16 protein-coding genes are annotated in these 23,333 nt (G+C 61.4%); 2 read left to right on the forward strand and 14 right to left on the reverse strand.

Annotated elements, in window-relative coordinates; genetic code table 11:
- Positions 1-54: 54 nt before the first annotated feature.
- The 8 genes from EWM57_RS13155 to EWM57_RS13190 all read right to left on the reverse strand — a co-directional run bounded on the left by EWM57_RS13155 (position 55) and on the right by EWM57_RS13190 (position 14,160).
- Positions 55-336, reverse strand: coding sequence for a PLD nuclease N-terminal domain-containing protein (locus EWM57_RS13155; RefSeq protein WP_129921615.1), 282 nt, complete (start codon positions 334-336; stop codon positions 55-57).
- A gap of 115 nt (positions 337-451) precedes the next feature.
- Complete coding sequence (locus EWM57_RS13160; RefSeq protein WP_129921616.1) at positions 452-1,096, reverse strand: rhomboid family intramembrane serine protease; 645 nt, start codon at positions 1,094-1,096, stop codon at positions 452-454.
- A gap of 129 nt (positions 1,097-1,225) precedes the next feature.
- A complete protein-coding gene (locus EWM57_RS13165; RefSeq protein ID WP_129921617.1) occupies positions 1,226-2,197 on the reverse strand; it encodes a polyprenyl synthetase family protein in 972 nt (323 codons plus the stop codon).
- A gap of 159 nt (positions 2,198-2,356) precedes the next feature.
- Positions 2,357-4,891, reverse strand: a complete 2,535-nt coding sequence (gene rnr / locus EWM57_RS13170) for a ribonuclease R (RefSeq protein WP_129921618.1) — start codon at positions 4,889-4,891, stop codon at positions 2,357-2,359.
- Between the two features lie 229 nt (positions 4,892-5,120).
- Positions 5,121-7,007 carry an ABC transporter ATP-binding protein gene (locus tag EWM57_RS13175; RefSeq protein ID WP_242510059.1) on the reverse strand — a complete coding sequence of 629 codons (1,887 nt, stop codon included), beginning with the start codon at positions 7,005-7,007 and terminating at the stop codon, positions 5,121-5,123.
- 195 nt (positions 7,008-7,202) lie between these two features.
- Positions 7,203-7,853: a lipoprotein signal peptidase gene (locus tag EWM57_RS13180; RefSeq protein ID WP_129921620.1), complete on the reverse strand. Its 651-nt coding sequence runs from the start codon at positions 7,851-7,853 to the stop codon at positions 7,203-7,205.
- Between the two features lie 264 nt (positions 7,854-8,117).
- Entirely contained in the window at positions 8,118-11,564 is a 3,447-nt protein-coding gene (gene ileS / locus EWM57_RS13185; protein WP_129921621.1) for an isoleucine--tRNA ligase, read from the reverse strand.
- A gap of 133 nt (positions 11,565-11,697) precedes the next feature.
- Entirely contained in the window at positions 11,698-14,160 is a 2,463-nt protein-coding gene (locus EWM57_RS13190; protein WP_129921622.1) for an efflux RND transporter permease subunit, read from the reverse strand.
- Between the two features lie 237 nt (positions 14,161-14,397).
- Between EWM57_RS13190 and EWM57_RS13195 the strand changes: the two genes are divergently transcribed.
- The gene (locus tag EWM57_RS13195) at positions 14,398-14,805 is read left to right on the forward strand and encodes a hypothetical protein (RefSeq protein WP_129921623.1); all 408 of its coding nucleotides are present in this window, start codon (positions 14,398-14,400) and stop codon (positions 14,803-14,805) included.
- Between the two features lie 95 nt (positions 14,806-14,900).
- Here the strand turns inward: EWM57_RS13195 and EWM57_RS13200 are convergent, their stop codons facing one another.
- Entirely contained in the window at positions 14,901-16,424 is a 1,524-nt protein-coding gene (locus tag EWM57_RS13200; RefSeq protein ID WP_129921624.1) for a glycine--tRNA ligase, read from the reverse strand.
- Between the two features lie 318 nt (positions 16,425-16,742).
- On the opposite strand from EWM57_RS13200, the gene EWM57_RS13205 reads away from it, so the two are divergent.
- Positions 16,743-18,143: an inorganic phosphate transporter gene (locus EWM57_RS13205; protein ID WP_129921625.1), complete on the forward strand. Its 1,401-nt coding sequence runs from the start codon at positions 16,743-16,745 to the stop codon at positions 18,141-18,143.
- Positions 18,144-18,343: 200 nt separating this feature from the next.
- Here EWM57_RS13205 and EWM57_RS13210 read toward each other — a convergent pair whose 3' ends face one another.
- From EWM57_RS13210 to EWM57_RS13230, 5 genes are all read right to left on the reverse strand, one after another.
- Complete coding sequence (locus EWM57_RS13210) at positions 18,344-18,829, reverse strand: hypothetical protein (protein ID WP_129921626.1); 486 nt, start codon at positions 18,827-18,829, stop codon at positions 18,344-18,346.
- 45 nt (positions 18,830-18,874) lie between these two features.
- Positions 18,875-19,369, reverse strand: coding sequence for a DUF4385 domain-containing protein (locus EWM57_RS13215; protein ID WP_165370511.1), 495 nt, complete (start codon positions 19,367-19,369; stop codon positions 18,875-18,877).
- Between the two features lie 1,107 nt (positions 19,370-20,476).
- Complete coding sequence (locus EWM57_RS13220) at positions 20,477-22,105, reverse strand: Ig-like domain-containing domain (protein ID WP_129921627.1); 1,629 nt, start codon at positions 22,103-22,105, stop codon at positions 20,477-20,479.
- Positions 22,089-22,328 (reverse strand): hypothetical protein, encoded by a 240-nt coding sequence (locus tag EWM57_RS13225; protein WP_129921628.1) that lies wholly within the window; start codon positions 22,326-22,328, stop codon positions 22,089-22,091. Before EWM57_RS13225 ends, EWM57_RS13220 begins: the two co-directional genes overlap by 17 nt.
- 111 nt (positions 22,329-22,439) lie before the next feature.
- Positions 22,440-23,333 (reverse strand): class I SAM-dependent methyltransferase, encoded by an 894-nt coding sequence (locus tag EWM57_RS13230; protein ID WP_129921629.1) that lies wholly within the window; start codon positions 23,331-23,333, stop codon positions 22,440-22,442.

The raw sequence follows: 23,333 nt of genomic DNA on the forward strand, positions 1-23,333 counted from the left end.
AAGGCCCGACGCTGGGGAGCGTCGGGCCTTCTTGTTTGGCTGCGGGAGCCTAATCTACACGCTGGCTTTGCCGCGGCCGGCAAACAGGTAGTAGATGATCAGGCCACCGAGGGGGAAAATAAAGATGATGGCAGCCCACAGCAGTTTTTTGCCAATAGACCAGGGCTGACGAAATACGTCAAGCATGGCCAGGATATCGAGGGCCAGCAGGACGTAGCCCCAGGTGGCGAGGCTGCCGTTGGCGTTGTAGCGGCTGCAGGAAGACATGGCTACGGTCAGCGTCAGCAGCAGGGCGGCCAGGGGCAGGCGGTTGGTGAAGGAAACGAGCTTGTTCATGGCGAGTCAGGTGTAGAAGAGTGGAAAAGGGAGTATGCCGCTCTTTACGCACGACGCGGGAATATAGATATAATTGCAGGCTTTTTTACATCACAATTAATTGATAATCAACATCTTAAAATAGATAAAGTTGGATTTGCCGCCAGAAATGGCCAGCCACTGCGGGGTAGAATAGCAGCGCCAGCACGACACCGTAGAGAGCCCCGTAGAAGTGGGCATCGTGATTGATGTTGTCGCCGGAGCGGCGGCCCTGATAGTAGGAATACGCTAGGTAGAGAAAGCCGAAGATGAAGGGCTGGATGGGAAAGGGAATCGGGAAGATGATAATGCCTTGGCCCTTGGGCGCAACCGGATTAAACATGATACCGGCGAAGATAACGGCGGCCACCCCGCCCGAGGCGCCGAGGCTGCGGTAGTCCGGGTCGTTGCGGTGGCGGAAGTAAGTCGGCAGGTCCGAAACGATAATGCCGCCCAGGTACAGGGCCAGAAACTGCAGCAGGCCAGTCGTGACGCCGCCCAGGCCCACGAAGATGTTTTGCACGGCTTTCCCGAAGGAGTAGAAGGCAAACATGTTGAAGATAAGGTGGGGCCAGTTGGCGTGCAGGAAGCCGGAGGTAAGCAGGCGGTACCACTCGTTGTGCCGGCGCACCACGTAGGGCCGCATGATCCAGCTTTCCATCAGTTCGTGGTTGGACCAGGCGTACATCGAAATACAGGCCGTGAGGGCCAGCAGCACCAGCGTGGCGTCGAGAGTGAGCATGTGCGGGGAAGAAGAGAAAAAGAAAGAGTTTTGGAGGTCTCTGCTGAACCGACAGCGCAGGAAAGCGGTAACGGCGCCGCTTAAGGCCGAAGATGCAGCAGCGGGGCTAAAACGACGTAAAAACCGGGCCTAGCTTTCCCGCTCCATCAGTTGCAGGGCCAGTTGCCGCAGCGGCTCCTTGCGGGCGGCAGGTGCCCCCACCCGCTCGAGGTGGTGCAGGGCGTCCTGGAAGTAGTCGTTGATGAGCACCTCGGTCTGGGGCCGGATGCTGAGCTCGTCGTAGATGGCTCGTACGGCCTGGACTTTTGCCTCCGCCTCCGCGACGGGCTGACCGATGTAGCGGGCCAGGGTGGCACGCTGGGCGTCGTTGGCCTGGGCCTGGGCGGTGAGCAGCAGGAAGGTTTTCTTGTCACTCACAATGTCGCCGCCGACGCGCTTGCCGAAGGTGGCCGCGTCGCCGTAGACGTCGAGCAGGTCGTCGCGGAGCTGGAAGGCCAGACCGATATCGGTGCCGAACTGGCGCAGGTGGTCGGCATCTTCGGCCGAGGCCCCGCCGAGCCGGGCGCCCAGCTCCAGAGCAAAGCCCAGCAGCACGGCCGTCTTGAGCCGGATCATGTCGAGGTACTGGGCGATGCTGACCGTAGTTTCGGTTTCGAAGTTCATGTCCCACTGCTGGCCCTCGCAGACTTCGGCGGCCGTCTGCGAGAAGCGGCGCAGGATGGTGGGCAGCAGCTCGGGCCGGATGTCGAAAAACAGCTCGTAGGCCCGCACCAGCATCACGTCGCCGCTGAGGATGGCCACGTTGGCATTCCACTTCTCGTGCACCGTGGGCTGGCCCCGGCGCAGCGGGGCCTGGTCCATGATGTCGTCGTGGAGCAGGGTGAAGTTGTGGAACACCTCCACGCCCAGGGCGGGCTTCAGCACGGGGGCGAGGTCGTCGGTGAAGGCGTGGGCACCGAGCAGGGTGAGCAGGGGCCGGATCCGTTTGCCGCCCAGGTCCATGATGTAGCGGATGGGCTCGTAGAGGGCGGTGGGCTGGTCGCCGTAGTGCAGCTGCGTCAGGCCGGCGGTGAGTTTGTCAGAGAAGTAAGAAAGGTCCACGGAGGAGCGGGTACGGTTCAGATGGAAAGGTACGGAGGAAACCGCGGGACGCCGGTTTTGTGCGAGGCAGTTGCCCCGACTTGCCCGCAATCCTTCGGAAAGCAGAAAGCCCCGGCGTGGGTTCACGTCGGGGCTTTCTATAGTTTGATGGGCTAGGGCTTAGCGCCGACGGCCACCGCCGCCACTGCTTTTACCGCCTTTGCCACTCTTCCCGCCGGGCCGGCCGCCGCGGCTCTGCTCGGGGCGGTAGCCGCGGGGGCGGCTGTTTTCGCGGCGCTCCTGCAGCTCGCGCTGCTTCACGTGGTCGGGCCGGTTGTCGACCAGCTCGAAGTCGATAGTGCGGTCGAGCAGGTTGGCGGCTTTCACAATCACCTGCAGCTCGTCGCCGAACTGGATGATGCGCTTGGAGCCGCGGCCCACGATGCGGTAGTTGTCCTTGTCGAGCTCGAAGGTGTCGCCGGGAATGTCGCTGAGGCGAATCATGCCTTCGCACTTGTTCTCCTCGATTTCGACGTACAGACCGCGCTCCGTCAGGCCCGACACCACGCCGGTGAAGGTCTCGCCAATCACCTCCGACATGAACTCGACCTGCTTGTATTTGATGCTGGCCCGCTCGGCCGAGGCGGCTACTTTCTCCCGGCCCGAGGAGTGCTTGCACTCCTCCTCCACCGGCGCCACTTCCACGTTGCCGCCGCCTTCGAGGTAGTGCTCGAGCAGGCGGTGGGCCATCATGTCCGGATACCGGCGGATGGGCGAGGTAAAGTGCGAATAGTGTTCGAAAGCCAGACCAAAGTGCCCCATGGGCTCGGTGGTGTAGATGGCCTTGGACATGGTGCGCACGGCCAGGGTCTGAATCACGTTCTGCTCGGGCTTGCCAATGACTTCGGTGGAGAGGTCGTTGAGCTCGGTGCTGAGCTTTTTGGGGTTGGTCAGGTCCAGGGTGTGGCCAAACTTCTGGGCGAAAACGGCAAAGTTCTCGAGGCGGTCCGGGTCCGGAGCTTCGTGCACCCGGTACACCATGGTCATGCGGGGCTTACGGCTTTTGAGCTTGAAGACAAACTCGGCCACCTTGCGGTTGGCCAGCAGCATAAACTCCTCAATCATCTTGTGGGCGTCCTTGCGCTCCTTCACGTACACGCCCAGGGGCTTGCCGTTCTCGTCGAGGCGGAACTTCACTTCCTGGGTTTCGAAGCTGATGGCCCCGGCCTTGAAGCGGGCCGAGCAGAGCTTTTTGGCAATGCTGTTCATCAGCACGATTTCGTCGGCGTAGTCGCCGAAGCCGTTCTCGATGCGCTCCTGGGCCTCCTCGTAGGAGAAGCGGCGGTCGGAGTGAATGATGGTTTTGCCGAACCACGAATCGTAGAGCTTGCCCTTCTCGTCGAGCTCAAACACGGCCGAGAAGGTGAGCTTGTCCTCGTTGGGCCGCAGGGAGCAGAGGCCGTTGGAGAGGCGCTCGGGCAGCATCGGAATCACGCGGTCGACGAGGTAAACCGACGTGGCGCGGTGCTTGGCCTCGCGCTCCAGCTCGGTGCCGGGCCGCACGTAGTGGGTCACGTCGGCAATGTGGACGCCGATTTCCCAGTGGCCGTTTTCCAGCTGCCGGATGCTGAGCGCATCGTCGAAGTCCTTAGCGTCGGCCGGGTCGATGGTGAAGGTGGTGATGTTGCGGAAGTCGCGGCGGCGCTTGATTTCGGCCGCCGGAATTACCTCAGACATGGATTCCGACTCGGCCTCCACTTCGGGCGAGAACTCAAACGGCAGGTCGAACTCGGCCATGATGGCGTTGATTTCGGCCTCGTTGCCGCCGGCCTGCCCGAAGCTGCGCACCACTTCTCCCGTGGGAGAACGGTGTGGGTCTTCGGGAAACTCAGTGATGCGGACCAGCACCTTCTCGCCGTTGTTGGCACCCTTCAGGTTTTCGTAGGGTACGAACACGTCGAAGTAGAGCTTGCGGTTGTCGGGCTTCACGAAGCCGATGCCGCCCTGGATCTGTAGGCGGCCCACCACTTCGGGGCGCACCCGCTTGATGACTTCCACCACGTCGCCGACGGGGCGGCCGTCGCGGGAGCCGCGCAGGCGCAGGCGCACCGTGTCGCCGTGCATGGCAAACTTAAGCCGGTCGGTAAACACGCGCACATCGGTTTCGCTTTCCTCGGAGATGATGAAGGCAAAATTGCTGGTGGCCAAGGACACGGTGCCAATGATAGTGTCACCGGTTTCGCGGGCGGCGGGGCGGCGGGCTACCTCGGGCTCGTCGGCGTCGGGGAAGTCGAAGCCAGCGCCGCGGCGACGGTGCACCAGCGGGTCTTGGCCAAACTCGGTTTCGATGGGCCGGCCGCTGCGGCGGGCGGGCACCGGAATGTTGTCCGGATTGCGCGGCTGGCGGCTGCTGGCGGGCATGGTAGCCGAGAAGGCGGCCCCGGCATCGGTGAGGCGGTAGTCATCGTTCTGGAGTAGCGTGAGCTGGCCGGAGTTCTTGAGGGCCTTGAGGTGGGCAAACACGTCCTCGCGCTGCTCCTTGGTGGTCACGCCGAGACGGCGGGAAAGCTGGCGGTAGGCGAAGACTTTGCCGGGGTTGTCGCGGAAGACGCGAAACACGAGGTCTTTGGTAATCTGGGCGGGAGCGGCTTGCTCACCGCGGGGTGCCTTCGCGCGGGAGGCGCGGGGGGCAGCGGAATCGTCTTTTTCTTTCATCAGAAAATGAGGGCCGCCAGTGGTTGTCTTTTTCGCAGGCGGCGTGGGTTAAAGGAAGCAAGCCGGTGTTGGCAGGCTTGCCGAAGTGAATGTACTAAGACCCGGTTGAGCCAGGCCTTAGGAAGATGATACGGAATATATCGGCGAATAACTATTTCAGGCGGCAAAAATGGCGCTACGGTTGGGTTACGCCGGATATCAGGCGGCTTCCCTCCCGCTGCCTTTGTTGCTAGGCCCGGCTGGCCACGGCGGCCCGGATATCGGCGGGCTCGTCTTTGGGAATGGCGGCCAGCAGCTGGCGGGTGTACTCGTGCCGGGGGTTGGCGTAGACCTCGGCCGCGGGGCCACTTTCCACAATCTGCCCCTGCCGCATGACCAGCAGTCGGTCCGACATAAAGCGGGCCACCGACAAATCGTGGGTGATGAACAGGTAGGTGATGCCCAGGTCGCGCTTAAGCTGGTTGAGCAGATTCAGCACCTGCGCCTGCACCGACACGTCGAGGGCTGACACGGATTCGTCGCAGATGATGCACTTGGGCTGCAAAGCTAAGGCCCGAGCAATGCAGATACGCTGGCGCTGCCCACCCGAAAACTCGTGTGGGTAGCGCAGGTAGTGCTCTTCCTTCAAACCCACGGTCTGCAGCAGCTCCAGGACCCGGGCTTTCTGCTGGGTTTTGGTGCCGCCCACGCGGTGCACGCGCATCGGCTCCAGAATGGCCTCGCCCACGGTCAGCATGGGGTTGAGGGCCGCATACGGGTCCTGAAACACCATCTGGAAATCCTTACGCCGTTTGCGCAGCTCCCCGGCGGGCAACGCCGCCAGATCCGTGCCTTCGAACAGAATCCGGCCCGCCGTTGGTTCCACCAGCCGCAGCAGAGCCCGGCCCAGGGTGGTTTTGCCGCAGCCCGACTCGCCCACCAGCCCCACGGTTTCGCCGGGAAAGATGTCGAAGCTCACGCCGTCGACGGCCCGCACGAATTCGGGGTGGCAATTGAAGAACCCCTTGCGGATGGGAAAGTGCACGTTCAGGTCGGAGACTTCCAGCAGCGTGGCGGCCGAATTTCCCTGCGGCGCAACTGCCCCGCTCCTGGCCGGCGAGGCGGCGGCGACGTTGGTTTCCCCGGCCAAAACGGCCTCATTTTGTTCCACGGGGAACGTTTTGGTGGTTTGGAGGGAAATGTTATCAGAGCTAGCAGTTACGGCCAAAGCGGAGCTTTCGGGCGCGGGATGGACAATTTTCTCAATCAGATTGCCGGCCGCGTCCTCGGCCATGAAGTCGGCCACCACGGGCAGCCACTTTTTGCCCACCGAAAGCTTGGGGCGGCAGGCCAGTAAACCCTTGGTGTAGGGGTGCTGGGGATTGGTGAAAATATCGAGCACCGGGCCCTGCTCCACCACCCGCCCCCGATACATGACCAGGATCCGGTCGGCAATTTCGGCCACCACGCCCAAGTCGTGGGTGATGAAGAGCACGGCCGTGTCGTGCTGGCGGCGCAGCTCGTCGATAAGCCGGAGCATGCGGGCCTGCACGGTCACGTCGAGGGCAGTGGTGGGTTCGTCGGCAATCAGGATGGCCGGGTTGCAGGCCATGGCCATGGCAATCATCACGCGCTGCTTCTGGCCCCCGCTGATTTCGTGGGGGTAGGCTTTGAGGATTTTCTCGGGCCGGGGCAGCTGGGCCATGGTAAACAGCTCCAAGGTGCGCGCCTCAGCCTCTTTCTGGCTCAGATTGGTGTGCAGGCGCAGGGCTTCCACCACCTGGCTGCCGCAGGTATACACCGGGTTTAGGGAGGTCATGGGCTCCTGGAAAATCATCCCGATGTCGTTGCCGCGCACTTTTTGCAGTTGCTTGTCGGTCAGCTGGAGCAAATCGACGGCACCCAAGGCTTCCGACTGAAACCGGGCTGTGCCGCTCACCAGCTGGCCCGGGGGCATTGGAATCAGACCCATCAGCGCCAGTGAAGTCACCGATTTACCGGAGCCCGATTCACCCACGATGGCCAAAGTTTCGCCGCGGTGCAGGTCGAAAGACACGTCATTCACGGCCCGCACGTTGCCGCGGTGCGACTGGAAGTCAATCGTGAGGTTGGAAACGGAAAGAATCGGGTCGGGCACGGGACGTAGATTGGAGGAGGGCTCCGGTAAAGATAGGGCTTGTAGAGACGCATAGTTGCGTCTCATCGTCGGTGCCACCACAACGATTGTCGTTCAACGGGCGACGCAACTATGCGTCTCTACACCGTTCGGACCTAACGCAATCGGCCAGCTGAAATGCTTCAGCCGGCCGTTTGGCCTGAGAAAATTCAGCTTTTAAGACGCTATTTCCGAGGTTTCCGCGTCGTGGCGGGCTTCGGCGGCAGCTTGGTCGTCGGCAGCCAGTGGGTGGGCGTTTTCGTGGCTGAAAAAGCGGTTCTGGTTGAGCAGAATCAGCACCACGCCGATGAAGATGGCCGAGTCAGCAATGTTGAAGATGGGCCACAGCGAGAGGTGGGTACCGCCAATCAGAGGCCAACTGGCGGGCAGAATGCCTTCGTAGAGGTCCAGGTACAGCATATCGATAACCTGACCGTGAAACCAGGGCGTGGGCGCATCGAGCGGGGCGTTGTTGTAGATGATGCCGTAGAAAATCGAGTCAATCAGGTTGCCCACGGCCCCGCCCAGAATCAGGGCCACGCAGAGAATAAAGCCGGTATTGGCCCGCTCCTTCCACAGCTTGTGAATGTAGTAGATACCGCCCACCATGGCCACCAGGCGGAAGCTGGTCAGCAAAATCTTGCCGTAGGGCGGCGGCAGCTCCACGCCGAAAGCCATGCCCGGATTGAGCGTGTAATGAAGCTTAAACCAGTCGCCAATCAGGTGAATTTCCTCGTAGCGGCTCATGTAGGTGTGCACGCCCCACTTCGAGAGTTGGTCGACGGCGATGACCAGCAGCGCGACGAGGTAGTATTTCCAGTACTTCATTTCTAGGAAAAGGAGAGGTGAACAAGGAGAAGTGAGACTTCGGGCCTGACGCGTTGTCAGCCTCGGAACCTCTCCCCTCTCCTGGCACAAAGGGACGCAGAATTTTAGACTTCCCAACGCCGCGGCCCAAACGGACTGCGCGCGCGTCGGTATGTTTTTTTCGGGCGTTTTGTGCCCTTTTGGGCCGGATTCGGGAGCCGGGAAAACGCTTTGTGCGCCGGTGTGCCAACCAGCCTTTTTACAAAGCCGGTTGGCACCTCAGACTCAGTTGTTTGCGACTTGCAGCTGCACAGGCACCGAGTAGTCGTCGAATTCAAGCACCGCGCCGCCGCTGATTTCGGGCGCGAAATCGAGGGCCAGGGCCTGAATTTCCTCCCGGATGTAGCTGCCGAAGCTCTGCACGGCCGCTTCCAGCTCGGGCTGGGCGCCCAGCACCACTCGGATTTTGTCCTGGACTTCCAGGCCGCTGTCCTTGCGCAGGTTCTGCAGGCGGTTGACCAGCTCCCGGGCCACACCTTCCTGGCGCAGCTCGTCGGTCAGGGTCACGTCGAGGGCCACGGTGAGCGGGCCGTCGGTGGCGACGAGCCAGCCGGGCAAATCATCGGTGCGGATTTCCACGTCGTCGGGAGCCAGGGTGTAGGTTTCGCCCTCGACGTCGACGGTCAGCTGGCCGGTTTTTTCCAGGGTGCTGATTTCTTCGGCCGTCATCTGCTGAATGCGGGCCCCGACTACCTTCAGCTTCGGACCGTACTGCTGGCCCAGGCGCTTGAAGTTGGGCTTCACCGACTTGACCAGCACCCCGCTGGTGTCGTCGAGGAACTCCACGTGCTTCACGTTCACCTCGGCGCAGATCAGGTCTTCCACCTTGCCGACCTGTTCCCGGGTCGTGTCGTTGAGCACCGGCACCAGGATGCGCTGCAGGGGCTGGCGCACCTTCAGCACCGACTTCTTGCGCAACGAGTGGGTGAGCGAAGAAATCCGCTGGGCCAGCTCCATGCGCTCTTCCAGGGCCTTGTCGATGCGAGCCTCGTCGGCCTGCACCAGGAGCGTCAGATGGACGGATTCGGGGGCAAACAGGCTATTCTCGGCCACGCCCGCCGCCCGCAGGCCGTCGGTGAGGTTCTTGTAGAGCCATTCGGCGAAGAACGGAGCGATGGGCGCCATCAGCTGGGCCACCGTGCTCAGGCATTCCTGCAGGGTTTCGTAGGCCGCGCGCTTGTCGGTAGTCAGCTCGCCCTTCCAGAAGCGGCGGCGCGAGAGGCGCACGTGCCAGTTGGAGAGCTGGTCCGTCACGAAATCCTGGATGGCCCGGGCCGCTTTGGTCGGGTCGTAGCCATCGTAGTAGCCGCGCGCTTCGAGCACCAAGGACTGGAGCTTGCTCAGGATCCAGCGGTCCAGCTCGCTGAGCTCGGCGTGGGGCACGCGGCCGGTTTCGGAGGCCTGGAAGCCGTCGAGGTTGGCGTAGAGGGCGTAGAACGAGTAGGTATTGAACAGCGTGCCGAAGAAGCGGCGCTGCACCTCGGTGATGCCGTTGAGGTCGAACTTGAGGTTGTCCCAGGGCTGGGCGTTGGCAATCATGTACCAGCGGGTGGCGTCGGGGCCGAACTGGCTGATGGTCGTGAACGGGTCGATGGCGTTGCCGAGGCGCTTGCTCATCTTGTTGCCGTTCTTGTCGAGCACCAGACCGTTGGCCATCACGTTTTTGTAGGCCACCGAATCCTCCAGCATCACGGCCAGCGCGTGCAGGGTGAAGAACCAGCCGCGGGTCTGGTCCACGCCTTCGGCAATGAAGTCGGCGGGGAAATTCTTCTGGAATTTCTCCTCGTTTTCCAGCGGGTAGTGCCACTGGGCGTAGGGCATGGCGCCGGAGTCGAACCACACGTCGATGAGGTCGGGCTCCCGGTACATGGGCTCCCCGCTGGGGCTCACCAGGAAGATGTCGTCCACGTAGGGGCGGTGCAGGTCCACCTTTTCGCCGTTGGCGTAGGGGTTGTGGGTCATGACTTCGGCCGCCACGGCCTTGTCAATTTCCGCCTTGAGCTGGTCGATGGAGCCGATGCAGATTTCCTCCGAGCCGTCCTGGGTGCGCCAGATGGGCAGAGGCGTGCCCCAGTAGCGGGAACGGCTCAGGTTCCAGTCCACCAGGTTTTCCAGCCAGTTGCCGAAGCGTCCGGAGCCGGTGCTGGCGGGCTGCCAGTTGATGGTCTTGTTGAGCTCGATGAGTCGGTCCTTCACCGCCGTGGTCTTGATAAACCAGGAGTCGAGCGGGTAGTAGAGCACGGGCTTGTCGGTGCGCCAGCAGTGCGGATAGGTGTGCTCGTACTTCTCCACCTTGAAGGCCGTGCCGTCGCCCTTCATGCGGATGACGATGCTCTCGTCGAGGGTTTTGTAGTCGGCACCGGACTCGTCGTGGCCGTCGTAGTTTTTCACCCAGCGGCCACCAAATTCGCCCATTTGCTTGACATAGCGGCCGGTGCGGTCCACGATGGGGCCGAGCTTGCCTTCGTCGTCGGCCACCATCAGGGCGGGCACGCCGGCCAGCTGGGCCACGCGGAAGTCGTCGGCACCGAAGGTGGGCGAGATGTGCACGATGCCGGTACCGTCCTCGGTGGTCACGAAGTCGCCGGGGATGACGCGGAAGGCCCGCTCCTGCCCTTCAAACGCCGGGAATCCTTTGTCCTGGCCGAATAACCGCTCGTAGTTGATGCCGACCAGGTCGGAGCCTTTGAAATTGGCTTCCACGCGCCAGGGCAGCACTTTGTCGCCGGGCTTGAAGTCTTCGAATGAGGCGTCCTTGCCCTTCTCGGCGAAGTAGCGGCTCACCAAGGCCTCGGCCAGCACCACCCGGATGGGCGCGTAGGTGTAGGGGTTGAAGGTGCGCACCAGCACGTAGGGAATCTTCGGGCCCACGGCCAGGCCGGTATTGGCGGGCAGGGTCCAGGGCGTAGTCGTCCAGGCCAGGATGAACACCTCGGGCTGGGCGTTATCGTCGCCGTAGAGCTGGGCCAGGGGCACCTCGTCCAGGGTCATATTGGCAAACAGCGGCTCCGACTTCTCGTCGCGCTTCACCCGGAACTGGGCTACCACGGTCGTATCCTTCACGTCGCGGTAGGTGCCGGGCTGGTTGAGCTCGTGGGAGCTGAGGCCCGTGCCGGCGGCCGGGGAGTAGGGCTGGATGGTGTAGCCCTTGTACAGATAGCCCTTGTCGTAGAGCTTTTTGAGCAGGGCCCAGCAGCTTTCGATGTACTCGGGCTCGAAGGTGATGTAGGGGTCGTCGAGGTCGACCCAGTAGCCCATTTTCTCGGTCAGGTCGTCCCACTGGGCCTTGAAGCGCATGACGGTTTCCCGGCAGCGCTGGTTGTAGTCCTCGATGCTGATTTTCTTGCCGATATCCTCCTTGGTGATGCCCAGCTCCTTCTCTACCTGCAGCTCGATGGGCAGGCCGTGGGTGTCCCAGCCGCCCTTGCGGGGCACCTGCTTGCCCAGCAGGGTCTGGTAGCGGCAGAAGATGTCTTTCACGGTGCGCGCCATCACGTGGTGGATGCCGGGGGCGCCGTTGGCCGAGGGCGGGCCCTCGTAAAACACGAACGTGGGCTGCCCCTCGCGGGTACTCACGCTCTTCTCAAAGATGCCGTTCTGCTTCCACCAGGCCAGGATATCGGTGCCGACCTGACCATAGTTGAGCGGCTGCTTGAATTCGGGGTAGTTCATTGTTGGGGGGCGGTTGTATCAGAACGTCATTCCGAGCGAAGCCGAGGAATCTCGCGTGCTGACGTCAGATTTGTAATCCTGTGTCAGCACGCGAGATGCTGCGCTCTGCTCAGCATGACGGGTAAATTGAGCTTTAGCCGTTCAGCTTGGGCTGTACTTTGATGCGGTCCAGGTTGAGCTCCACGTCGTCGTCTTCCTCGTGGTAGGAGTCGTCGTAGTGGCGCAGCAGCGTGGGGTCAATGGTTTCGTCCTTGCCGTGCTCGAAGGTGACGAGCAGGCAGGGCAGCAGAATCAGGTTGGAGAAGTTGGTAATCAGCAGGCTCGCCGACATGAGCAGGCCCAGGGCCTTGGTACCGCCGAACTCCGAGAAGGCGAACACCGAAAAGCCCAGAAACAGCACAATGCTGGTGTAAATCATGCTGGTGCCGGCCTCCGAGAGCGTGGTGCTGATGGCGGCCCGCACCCGCTGCCCGTTCACGGCCATTTCCTGGCGGAACTTGGCCAGCAAGTGGATACTGTTGTCGCCGTCGATGCCCAGGGCAATGCTGAAAATCAGGGCCGTGCTGGGCTTGAGCGGAATCCCGAAAAAGCCCATCAGGCCGCCGGTGAGCAGCAGGGTGACGAAGTTGGGCAGCAGGGTAAAGAACACGGCCCGGATGCTGCGGAACAGAATCAGCACGACCAGGCCCACCAGCACGAAGGCAATGATCAGGCTTTCCTTGAGCATGTTGATCAGGTACTCATTGCCCTTGGTGAAGAGAATGGTGGTCCCGGTGAGCTTCACGGTCATGCCCGTGCCGTTGAAAATTTCCTTGATCTGGGGCTCGATCTTGTTGTGGATCAGCGTGTCGAGGTTGTGGCTACCGATATCGGCAATCTTCAGCGATATCCGGGCCCGCTGGCCGGTGGAGTCGGTGAAGGAGCGAATGAGCTTGTCGACCATCACCCCGCCGGCCGGCGCCTTGCCGGTGGCCGGCAGCGCCTCGGCTTTGCCTCGGGAGTGGCTCAGGTAGCTCAGAATGAAGTTTTTCTCCGAATTGTCGGGCAGGCGGTAGTAGTCGGGGTTGTCGTTGTAGAAAGTCTGGGTGGAGGCCTTCAGGAACGTGACGATGCTCACCGGCGTGGTCAGCACGGGCTGGGTGCGCAGAAACTTCTCGAACCGGTCAATTTTCTCCAGGTTCTTGAGCTTCATGATACCCTGCTTCTTGCCCGTGTCGATGACGATTTCCAGGGGCATCACGCCGTTAAAATGCTGCTCAAAGAACTTCAGGTCACTGTTGACGGAGCTGTCCTTGGGCAAGTCATCGACCATGTACGACACCGACTCGATGCGCCGGATACCCAGCACCGACACCGCCGCCAGGGCCACGGCCACGATGTAGACCGAGCCGCGGCGCTCCAGCACTAGGTGGTCGAAAAACTCGAGCAGCTTGGTCAGGGGCTTGGCTTCGAGGTGCTCGAGCTGCTTGGGCGTGGGCGGGGGCAGGTAGGTGAACACCGCCGGAATCAGGATAAACGAGATGATGAAGGCCACGAAAATGTTGATGGTGGCCACCAGCCCGAACTGGTAGAGAATGGTGATGTTGGTGAAGCAGAACACGAAAAAGCCGATGGCCGTCGTGGTGTTGTTCATCAGCGTGACGAGCCCGATTTTGCGGATTACGCGCGTCATGGCCAGCATCTGGTTGCCGGATTTGCGGTAGTCGTAGTGGTAGCGGCTGAGCAGGTAAGTGCAGTTGGGAATGCCGATGACGATGAGAATACTCGGAATCAGGCCCGTGAGCAGGTTAATCTTAAAGCCCATGAGCACCATGGAGCCCACGCACCAGACCACGACCACCAGCACCACCAGAATCGGGAAGACCACGGCGGCCCAGGTGCGGAAAAACATGAACAGCGTGGCCGCCATCATCAGCACCGTGAGCATCACGAAGAACTTCATTTCCCCGGCCACCTTCGAGGTCATCGTGGAGCGCACGTAGGGCAGGCCGGCGTAGTGCAGGCGGATGCCGGTTTTCTTGGTGAACTGCTCGGCGTGGCCCAGAATCTGGTCCATCACGGCTTGGCGCTTCGAGGAGTTCAGGTACTTCGGGTCCATGGTCAGGGCCAGCAGCGTGGCCCCGGTCCGCGGGCTAATGAGCTGACCCTTATAGAATTCCTGCTGGTTGACCACCCGCATCAGGGAGTCGAGTTCGGCCTGGGTTTGGGGAAAATTGCGGAAGATGGGCGCCGCGCTGAAGCTCTGGGTGGCTGTGTCCTTGGCCAGCTTGGGCAGCTTGGTCACCGACAGCACCCCGCTCACGCCCGGCACCTTGGCCAGCGTGTCGGTCAGGGTGCGCAGCTCGTTGAAGTTGCCGAGCCGGTAGATGCTGCTGTCCTGCATACCCAGCACCAGCACGTTGCCGTCCTCCCCAAAGGTCTTTTTAAACCGCTGGAAGTAGACCATGTCCGGGTCGTCGGGGCTCACGACCTGGGCAAAGTCGTAGGTCATTTCGACCTTGCGGGCCTCCCAGGCCATAAAAACCGTAATAACGGCCAGCAGCCCGATGAGCAGTCGGCGGTTTTTAATAACGAAAAGCGCGAGTTTACTCCACATTAGGCTGCTAAAATGCAGCAAAGGTACGCAATGAACCGCTGGCAGGAGCGGAGCTGGCCGCTTGGCTTTAGAGAGGAAAAACTTTAACTCTGCTCCTAATGTTTACTAACTGCCTGAATTGCTTATGAATATAGAAAACTTTAGATACTAACTTTCCCGTACAAGCCGTACTTTGCTCATCCGTTCCGACGCCGGCTGTAGAGTCAGAATCGACGTCCCCATTTTGGCTACTCTGGCATGACTCTCTACCAAAATCCTGACGCCTCGGTTACCTACGCCCCGGGCACCGACATGCTGCACCTGAGCTACAGCGCCAGCCAACTGACGGTTTCCTTCGGACAGGCGTACCAGGTGGCCCTCGAAGAGATGCTGCGTCAGAACGTGGGCAAGCTCCTGCTCGACCTCAAGCGCAATGCCCCATCCGTCGACGATACCGACGAGTGGGTGCTCGAGCCCCTGGCCCGGGCGCTGCCCGCCGAGTTGCCCCACCCCATCTTCATTGCTGCGGTGCTCACCGAGGGCCAGTACCAGTACCAGATTGGCTCCTACCTGCCCAGCATCGGCGCCACGCTCGGCTCCGACCAGATTGAGTTCAACTACTTCACTTCCCGCCGCGAGGCTTCGGCCTGGCTGAGCGGCAGCTAAGCTTCACCCACCCCGATTTCCACCACCCACCCCGAAAAAAAGCGGCCCCGGAATATTTCCGGGGCCGCTTTTGGTTTTAAGCAAGCTGGTAAAGCTTACAGCTTCTCGAAAATGCGGGAGAAGCTCACGGCCTCCCCGATGTAGCTGCGCAGGTCGGCAATGGCCATGCGGGTCTGCTCCCGGGAGTCGCGGTGGCGCACCGTCACGGTGTTGTCTTCCAGGGTCTGGTGGTCGACGGCAATGCAGAACGGCGTGCCGATGAGGTCCTGGCGGGTGTAGCGCGTGCCGATAGAGTCCTTTTCCTCGACTACCAGGCGGAAGTCGTGGCGCAGGGAGTTGTAGATTTCGTTGGCCTTCTCGGGCAGACCATCCTTTTTCACCAGCGGGAAGATGGCGGCTTTCACCGGGGCCACGGCCGGGTGCAGGCGCAGCAGCTTGCGGGTCTTGGTTTTCTGCTCTTCCCCTTCGCCCTCGACGATGGTTTCTTCCTGGAAGGCCTGGCAGAGGGTGGCCAGGAACAGCCGGTCGGCGCCCACCGAGGTTTCCACCACGTAGGGCACGTAGTTGCCGTAGGGCTTGCCGGTTTCGGGATTGACGTCGTTGTCGAAGTAGTTCTGCTTTTTGCGGCTCAGGGTCTGGTGCTGGGTCAAGTCGAAGTCGGAGCGGGAGTGGATGCCCTCGATTTCCTTGAAGCCGAAGGGAAATTCAAACTCGATGTCGACGGCGGCCTTGGCGTAGTGGGCCAGCTTGTCGTGGTCGTGGAAGCGGAGCTTGTCGGCGGGCAGACCCAGGGCCTCGTGCCAGCGGCGGCGGGTTTCCTTCCACACGTTGTACCACTCGCCCTCGGTGCCGGGGCGCACGAAGAACTGCATTTCCATCTGCTCAAACTCCCGCATGCGGAAGATGAACTGGCGGGCCACAATCTCGTTACGGAAGGCCTTGCCGATCTGGGCAATGCCGAAGGGCACCTTCTGCCGGGCCGACTTCTGCACGTTCAAAAAGTTGACGAAGATGCCCTGGGCCGTTTCGGGGCGCAGGTAGATCTTGCTGGAGTCGTCGGCCACGGCGCCCACCTGGGTTGAGAACATCAGGTTGAACTGGCGCACGTCGGTCCAGTTGCCGGTCTTGCTCACCGGGCACAGGATCTGCTCGTCGATGATGAGCTGCTTGACGCCGGCCAGGTCCTCGGCCGTGAGCAGGCGGCCCATTTCGGCCAGCAGGGTTTCGGCCCGGGCTATTTCGCCGTTCTTTTCGTATTCGGCAGCCTTGTCTTCGAGCAGCACGTCGGCGCGGTAGCGCTTCTTGCTGTCGAGGTTGTCAATCATCGGGTCGGAGAAGCCGTCAACGTGGCCGGAGGCTTTCCAGGTCAGCGGGTGCATGAAGATGGCCGCGTCGATGCCCACCACGTTCTGATTGAGCTGGGTCATGGCCTTCCACCAGAGCTGCTTGAGGTTGTTTTTGAGCTCCACGCCGTTGGGGCCGTAGTCGTAGACGGCAGCCAGGCCATCATAGATTTCGGAGGACGGAAACACGAAGCCGTATTCTTTGGCGTGCGAGACGATGTCGGCCAACGTGCCTTCGGTGGTAGTGGCGGCCGTTTTCTGCGGGGCGTTGCTCATATGCGTACGAGGGAAGTAGTCAGTCGTCGAAAGCAAAGAATGCCTTTACGTTTCGGTACATGGACAAAAGTAGCACAAGCCGGCAGGGTTTGGCACTGACCCGGCTGCCAATTGCGGATATAGCCGGTGGCGGCGGCGCCCCGGGGCTTTACGCTCAGGGTTTTACCGCCGGGTCCAACCCCGGTTTGATTCCTGCGTTAAGCGCAAGCAAATCCGGGCTTGTCGCTATTTGGCGTAACAATTTCATAATCTTGCCCCGCCTAAGGGCCACAGTACCTTTGGAGTCATGAAAACCGATTTCTCATTAATTCCCCCCTTATGTTTGGCTTAGAGCCTCATGTGCTGCTGCTACTGATTTTGTGTCTAGTTGCGGCCTGTGCCTTCGAATTCGTCAACGGTTTCCACGACACGGCCAACGCCGTGGCTACCGTCATTTACACCAATGCCCTGCGGCCCTGGGTGGCCGTGGTCTGGTCGGGCTTCTGGAACTTCATCGGCGTGCTCACCGGCGGCATTGCCGTGGCCATGGGCATCGTGTACCTGCTGCCCGTCGAAAGTCTCGTGGATCAAAACGTCTACCACGGCATTGCCATGGTCGGCTCCCTGATTGTGGCGGCCATCATCTGGAACGTGGGCACCTGGTACTACGGCCTGCCCTCCTCTTCTTCGCACGCCCTGATCGGGTCCATTCTGGGTGTTGGCATTGCCTACTCCCTGCTACCCGAGTCGAATAACGCCGCCGTGAACTGGGGCAAGGCCGGCGAAACCATGGCGGCCCTGCTGATCAGCCCCATCTTCGGCTTCTCGCTCACCATCATTCTGATGTTCCTGCTCAAGCGCTTCGTGGCCAACAAGGGCATCTTCAAGGAGCCCCACAAGCGCAAGCCCCCGCCCCTTTGGATTCGCCTGATCCTGATTGCCACCTGCACGCTGGTGAGCTTCTTCCACGGCTCCAACGACGGGCAGAAGGGCGTGGGCCTGATTATGCTGATTCTGATTGGCATCGTGCCCGTGCACTTTGCCCTCAACCAGAAGCTCAACCCCCTGGACATGCGCGACTCGCTGGCCAACGTGGAGCTGGTGATGAACAAGGTGAATGCCACCGGCCTGGGCGAGGCTGACCAGAAGCTGCTGGCCGACATTCGCACCCAGACCAACGCTCTGGACCAGATTTTTGCCGGTAGAACCGACGTTAAGCAGCTGCCTGAGCAGGCGCGCTTCGAGATTCGCAAGGCCATTCTGCTGCTGCACAACCGTTCGAAAAAACTTACGGCCAGCGAAAAGGTGCCCTTGAGCACCGCCGACCGTAAGCTGTTTGAAAGCAGCATCACCCAGATGCGCACCTTCACCGACTACGCCCCGTGGCAGGTTTCGCTGATGGTGGCCCTCTCGCTGGGTATCGGCACGATGGTGGGCTGGAAGCGCATCGTGAAAACCATCGGGGAGCGGATCGGCAAGGAGCACCTGACGTACGCCCAGGGTGCTTCCTCGGAGCTGGTAGCCGCTACTATGATTGGGGTTTCCACCTTCGCCGGCCTGCCCACCAGCACAACCCACGTGCTGTCGTCGGCCATTGCAGGCTCCATGGTGGCCAACCGCGGCATCAAGAACCTGAACCCCCAGATGGTGCGCAACATTGCCCTGGCCTGGGTGCTCACCCTGCCCGTCACGATGACGCTGGCCGGCGGGCTGTTCCTGCTCTTCCGGGCCTTTATGTAACGGTAGCGCTTCTTGGAATGACACAAAAAAGCCGGCCCCCAAGGGAGCCGGCTTTTTTAGTAAACCGCGGTTGGTCAGCCGGTTACTCATTGCCAATTTTTTGAGCCGAAGCCCAAAAGTTATCCACCAAACCGGCGGATTGTAAGCCTTTTACCCACTTATCCACAGCTAAAAGCGCCGTTTTTGTGGATAACTCGGATTTAGGCGGGCCACTGCACTTCGAGGTCGTCGTTGATGAAGACGCCGAAATTGACGAACTGCAGTTGATCTTCGTCAAAGTAAAGGTCAATCATTTCCTTTTCGTAGGACAGGCGCACGGCACCTTCTTCCATCTTCTCCATTTCCGTCGAGCTCAGGCCGTGGCGGCTCATCAGCTCCTGGATTTGCTGCACGCTCTTGCCGTGAATCGGCTCGCCGAAGATGCGCAGGCCGGGGTGGTCGGTTTCGATGCAGCTCAGGCGGTAGTCGTCTTCGCGGTCGAAGTACAGAGAGTAGCCTTCCTCTAGGTAGTTCCAGGCCTGGTGCTCAAACTCGTCGTCGTCTTCCGACTCTTCAATTTCTTCGGGCTCGCCCATCAGGGCGCGGACCTCGTCCTGGGAGGTGCCGAACTTCAGCGGGCCCATGCCGACGCCAAGAACGATTTCGTTTTCTTCGGTACTGGTAGGTTGTGGTTGGGAGGTTTGCATAGCCTGGGGTTGAGGTTTCGGAGTTAAAGGTAGGGGTTCGGGAATCTACTTGCCGTAGCGGGCCTTGAAATTGGCCATCTGCCGGACGTACTCGGGGTGGTGCTGGGCCTCGTCCCATTTGCGCTTAAAGATGGCCGCTGCGGCCGCCTTTTCGGGGTCTTCGGGCGTGCGGGGCAGCTCGGCTCGGCCGTGGGCCCCGCTCTGCCCCTTCTTGTCGTCGGGCACGGGCCCATCGTACTTCTTGCCGCCGCGGTGGTTGGCGTAGCGCCGGGCCCGCGTAAAGCCCATCTGCAGGAACTTGCGGGCCATGTCGGCGCCCACAAAATCCTGGGCGTCGAGGTAAGCTAGAAACTGCGCGTAAATCAACTCCGACGACTCGCGGGCAATATCCGGGGTGCGAAACCGCCAGTGGGGCAGAATCTCCGACTTGTAGGGCTCGACCAGCAGCACGCCCTGCTCGCCCTTGCCCACGCGGTACAGCTCCGGATGGCGGCGAAAGTCAGTCTGATGAAAATCCAGGGTGTAGTCGAACGGGGGCATGGGGCAGGGGAGTGGCCTGTATACGCTGCCCGAACGGTTTGGGGTCGGTTTCGGCGCTTATCCACGCCCACGCTTGTGGATAAGTGGATAACTCGGCACGTTTATATAGTGATTTTCAGACCCTTGAGGTCCATTTGAGCACCCTCGAGCCGTTCCGGCCCTGCTTGTTCGGCTCCAGCGCTTCCAGTAGCTCCCCAACTCCCGCCCCAGCCCCGCAAGCCGCCCCAACTTCTGAGCCAGCGGCCCAGCGCCGACGGCGGCTTCGGCCTGGCCGAGGCCGCCGGGAAAACGTGAACCGCCCACTTTTCATTTTTTGGCGGCCGGCTCGTTTATCCACACGGTTAATAACTTTTTAAAAGATTTTATTTAAAAGAATTTTTTAATCCCCACTCGTTAGGGCTGTGCAAAAGTGGATAAGGCGCCGGAGTTATAAACAGGGCTGAAAACTTGTGTACAAGTCCCGGTTTATGCACCGTCTATCAACAGGGGGTGTTGATACTAAACAATTGTTTATCAAGCTATTATTTCGATTATCCCCAATCCACAGCGTTATCCACGAATCCCCAATCCACAGGTTTTGCGCGGTGTGGATTAGCCCGTTTTTGAGGGAAAGTTTTCCACTGCTGTCCACATCGGCTGGGTGGATAAGCTGGGCTGCTAGGGAGGGGAAAGCGCCAAAAAAACTTATCCGCTATTTGTCCACGGGTTGTCCCCAGGTTTCCCCATTGTTATCCACAGATTACGCCCGGCGCCGCTAAGCCCGTGGAAAAAGCTGTGGAAAAAGTGGGGAAAATACGCTAGCTCCCTGAGGCATAAGCCCCCCATTGTGGACATCTTTTGGGGCTGGGAACCCGACGGCTGATGTCGGACCAAATGACGCCCTTTGCTCCAGTGTTGGTGCCAGAGCCGTGGAAGGCCGCCGGCGCTACTGAACCCCGCCGTAACTAGCGGGCCAACCTCAACCGACAGCTGGCGCGACCTAGCCTGCCCGCACTGGGTGTTAACAGACCTGCTGTCGTCGGCAAGGGCCCTAAACAGACCAGCGGCCCCCGGAGCTACCGAAGGCCGCTGGACGGCAAAGAGTCGGCCCCGAGGCCGCGAGAAAAGCTAGAAGGCTACTTTGATGTCGCTTACTTCCCAGTTGGCGCGCACCTGCACCGTCTGGGGCGCCACGTACACGGGCTCGGGCAGCACGAGCAGCTTAGGGTCGCCGCCCCGCCAGGTACCGTTGCCGTCGGCGTCAATCAGCACCCGGATGCGGTAGGTGCCCGGAATCAGGTTGTCGAAGCGGAAGGTGCCCTTGGGGCTGTCGAGCACGGCCACGGGCTGGTAGCTGGCATCGACGAGCTGAAGCTGGTAGCGCTTGTACTTGGTTTGGATGGTGCCGGCCAGGCTGCCAAACGGCGACTCTTCCGTGACGGCCATCCGCAGCGGTTTCAGCCCCAGGCGCTGCCCGGTCGCCGATACTACCGCCGTGCTGTCCAGGTTCAGCGTCACCGTTTTCCGGGCCCGGGTGTTGAGCACCACGGTGAGCACCGTCCGGTCGGGGCTGAGCGTGGCTTCCTGGGGCGTCCGCAGCGGCCGACGCGTGAGCGAGTCTTCCACCAGCGTGCCCACGGTTTTGCCCGGCGTCAGGGGCTGCAGCGGGTCAGTGAACTGGTATTTTACCAGCCCCTGCCGGTACACGGCCCGGGGGCTGCCTTCCACGTTGTAGGCCGCCGGGCGCCGGCTCGGGGCATTGCCCGGAAAGCGCACGTTGATGGTGTCGCGGCCGGTATTGCCCACGCTGTCGGTGGCGGCCAGCACGTAGCGACCTTCCGTAAGAGCTGGCGTGCGCGAGAGCAGGATGGTCCGGCCCTTGTCGGTGATGGTGACGCCGTTGTTGAGCGTGGCCACGGCCGCGGGAGTAGCGGGGGCGAAAGGCGTCAGCACGGCCTGCTGCACGCCTTCGTTGAGGCTAACCTTAAATTGGTTGAACGTGCCTTGCTGTCCGGTTATCAGAGCCCGGCGGGCATCGGGGCGCACGAGCACGAAGTTCACCGAGTCCAGGACGGGGCGCACGGTCACCAGTTCGGGCAGGTAGCCAATCTGCTCCCCTTCGTCGTATCGGCCGTTCTGGTTTTTATCGGCCAGGGCGTAGATGCGGTAGCGGCCGGTCTTGACATTTTGCAGGGCGTAGGCGCCGGCTTTATCGGTTTGGACCAAGTAGTAGGGCTTGCCCCGGCGCACGTTGAGCGTGTCGGCCTCGGGGTAGAGCACCACCGACACTTCGCTGGCGGGCTGGTTAGTGAGCCGCATGATGGCCGTGCCCTTCACCGAACCCGAATCGAGGCGGGCGCCGGTGCTGAAGGCCAAGCTCACCCGGGAAGCCTTGTTGCTTTCCGTAATGTCGACCACGGCGTCGCGAAAGTTGAACGAGTAGGTGGTGTTGGGCTCGAAGGGCTTCTCGAAAAGCAGGGTAAAGGCGGAGCGCTCCTCCCGAATCTGGTACTTGTTGTCGGTGAGCAGCGGGGCCACGAGCAGGTTTTTGCTGAGGTCCTTGAGCTGAACGGGCTCCGAAAACTCGAGCCGCACCGACTGCTGCTTCACGTTGCGAGCCCCGTTGGCCGGGGAGGTGCTCACCAGCTTGGGCGGCGTCAGGTCGCGCGGGCCGCCCTGGGGCGAGCTGATGGTCGCGCAGCCGCTCAGGCCGGCCCCGGCGGAAAGCAAAAACAGCAGATTAGCGCGAGCGGACATTGTAGAGCAGCAAAGTGGTCAGGGTAAGAACGGCAATGGCGCCCACAATGTGAAGCGCCGATTTCCGGGTTAGTTTCTCGTCTTCGTCGGGCGTCAGGGCCCCGGCCGCCGGCTGCACCTGCACCGTGTCGGGCCGGGCAGCGGTGGCCTTGGCCGTATCCGGCAACCAAACGGCGGGGGTGCCGCGCTGGTATAGGGGCCGGGAAGGCACCGGGGCGGCCAAAACCCAACGGGATGACTCTCTGGGCGTAAGCCCCTCCCCTACCCTGTGCGCCGCCAGCCGCATTCCGACCAGCAGCAGCAGCAAGGGCAAGGCAGGCGCGGCCACGGCAGCTTAGCGTTGGGCCGCAGCCACGTAAATCACGCTCGAATACAGCCCGTCATGCTCCTGGGCAAACTTATTCGACTTGTAGCCGGCCTTGAGCACCGTGAGCAGTCCGCCGCCGCGCTCGGCCTTGTGCTTCTCGCTGAGCATGCTCACGTAGTAGGCATCCAGGGGCAGGGGCAGCATTTCCCGCACCGTGAGCTTGTGCTTTTTGAGCAGCTGCTTCATGGTTTTGGGGCTGAAGTGGTAGAGGTGGCGAGGCACGTCGTAGGCGGCCCAGTCCTGGCGGTAGTGCTGGGCGTCGAGGCTTTCCACGTTGGGCACCGCAATGATGAGCACGCCGTCGGGCTTGAGCAGGCTTACCAGCTGCTGGAGCGTCTCGTTGAGGGTGTGAATGTGCTCGAGCACGTGCCAGAGCGTAATGGCGTCGAAGGAGCCTTGCTGGAAGTGCACGAGGCTCTCGGAGCCGATGGGCTGCCCCACGCGCTGGGTGGCTTCCTCCCGGGCCCGGGGACTGGGCTCGTAGCCGCTTACCTGCCAGCCGTCGGTGCGGGCCGCGGCCAGAAAGTGCCCCGTGCCGCAGCCGTAGTCGAGCAGCTTGCCCTTGCGCGGGGCCAGCTTGTTGAGCAACGCCACCTTGCGGCGCATGGTAAAGAAGCGCGCGACCCGGTAAGCCTGGTTGATGACGCCCGTAGCCGCGCTGTTGTGCGACACGTAGTCGTCGGACTCGTAGTAGCGCCCGATATCGGCCACGCCGGGCCGGGGGTTGGTGAACTGGAACGTGCAGGCGTTGCACTGCACAATGGCAAAGCTTTCCTTGCTCACCGACTTATCCTCGACCACCAGCTTGTTGCGGAAGTCGGTTTTGCCGCATACCGGGCACGTTTCTACTCGTTCGTACAC

The organism is Hymenobacter persicinus (genome assembly GCF_004167665.1).
GTDB classification, from domain to species: domain Bacteria; phylum Bacteroidota; class Bacteroidia; order Cytophagales; family Hymenobacteraceae; genus Hymenobacter; species Hymenobacter persicinus.

Coding starts and splice junctions, on each gene's coding strand:
- EWM57_RS13190 (WP_129921622.1), bottom strand. CDS start 14,160: ATGTGGAGTAAACTCGCGCTTTTCGTTATTAAAAACCGCCGACTGCTC.
- EWM57_RS13210 (WP_129921626.1), bottom strand. CDS start 18,829: ATGCAAACCTCCCAACCACAACCTACCAGTACCGAAGAAAACGAAATC.
- EWM57_RS13220 (WP_129921627.1), bottom strand. CDS start 22,105: ATGTCCGCTCGCGCTAATCTGCTGTTTTTGCTTTCCGCCGGGGCCGGC.
- EWM57_RS13160 (WP_129921616.1), bottom strand. CDS start 1,096: ATGCTCACTCTCGACGCCACGCTGGTGCTGCTGGCCCTCACGGCCTGT.
- EWM57_RS13215 (WP_165370511.1), bottom strand. CDS start 19,369: ATGCCCCCGTTCGACTACACCCTGGATTTTCATCAGACTGACTTTCGC.
- ileS (WP_129921621.1), bottom strand. CDS start 11,564: ATGAACTACCCCGAATTCAAGCAGCCGCTCAACTATGGTCAGGTCGGC.
- EWM57_RS13200 (WP_129921624.1), bottom strand. CDS start 16,424: ATGAGCAACGCCCCGCAGAAAACGGCCGCCACTACCACCGAAGGCACG.
- EWM57_RS13180 (WP_129921620.1), bottom strand. CDS start 7,853: ATGAAGTACTGGAAATACTACCTCGTCGCGCTGCTGGTCATCGCCGTC.
- EWM57_RS13155 (WP_129921615.1), bottom strand. CDS start 336: ATGAACAAGCTCGTTTCCTTCACCAACCGCCTGCCCCTGGCCGCCCTG.
- EWM57_RS13195 (WP_129921623.1), top strand. CDS start 14,398: ATGACTCTCTACCAAAATCCTGACGCCTCGGTTACCTACGCCCCGGGC.
- rnr (WP_129921618.1), bottom strand. CDS start 4,891: ATGAAAGAAAAAGACGATTCCGCTGCCCCCCGCGCCTCCCGCGCGAAG.
- EWM57_RS13205 (WP_129921625.1), top strand. CDS start 16,743: ATGTTTGGCTTAGAGCCTCATGTGCTGCTGCTACTGATTTTGTGTCTA.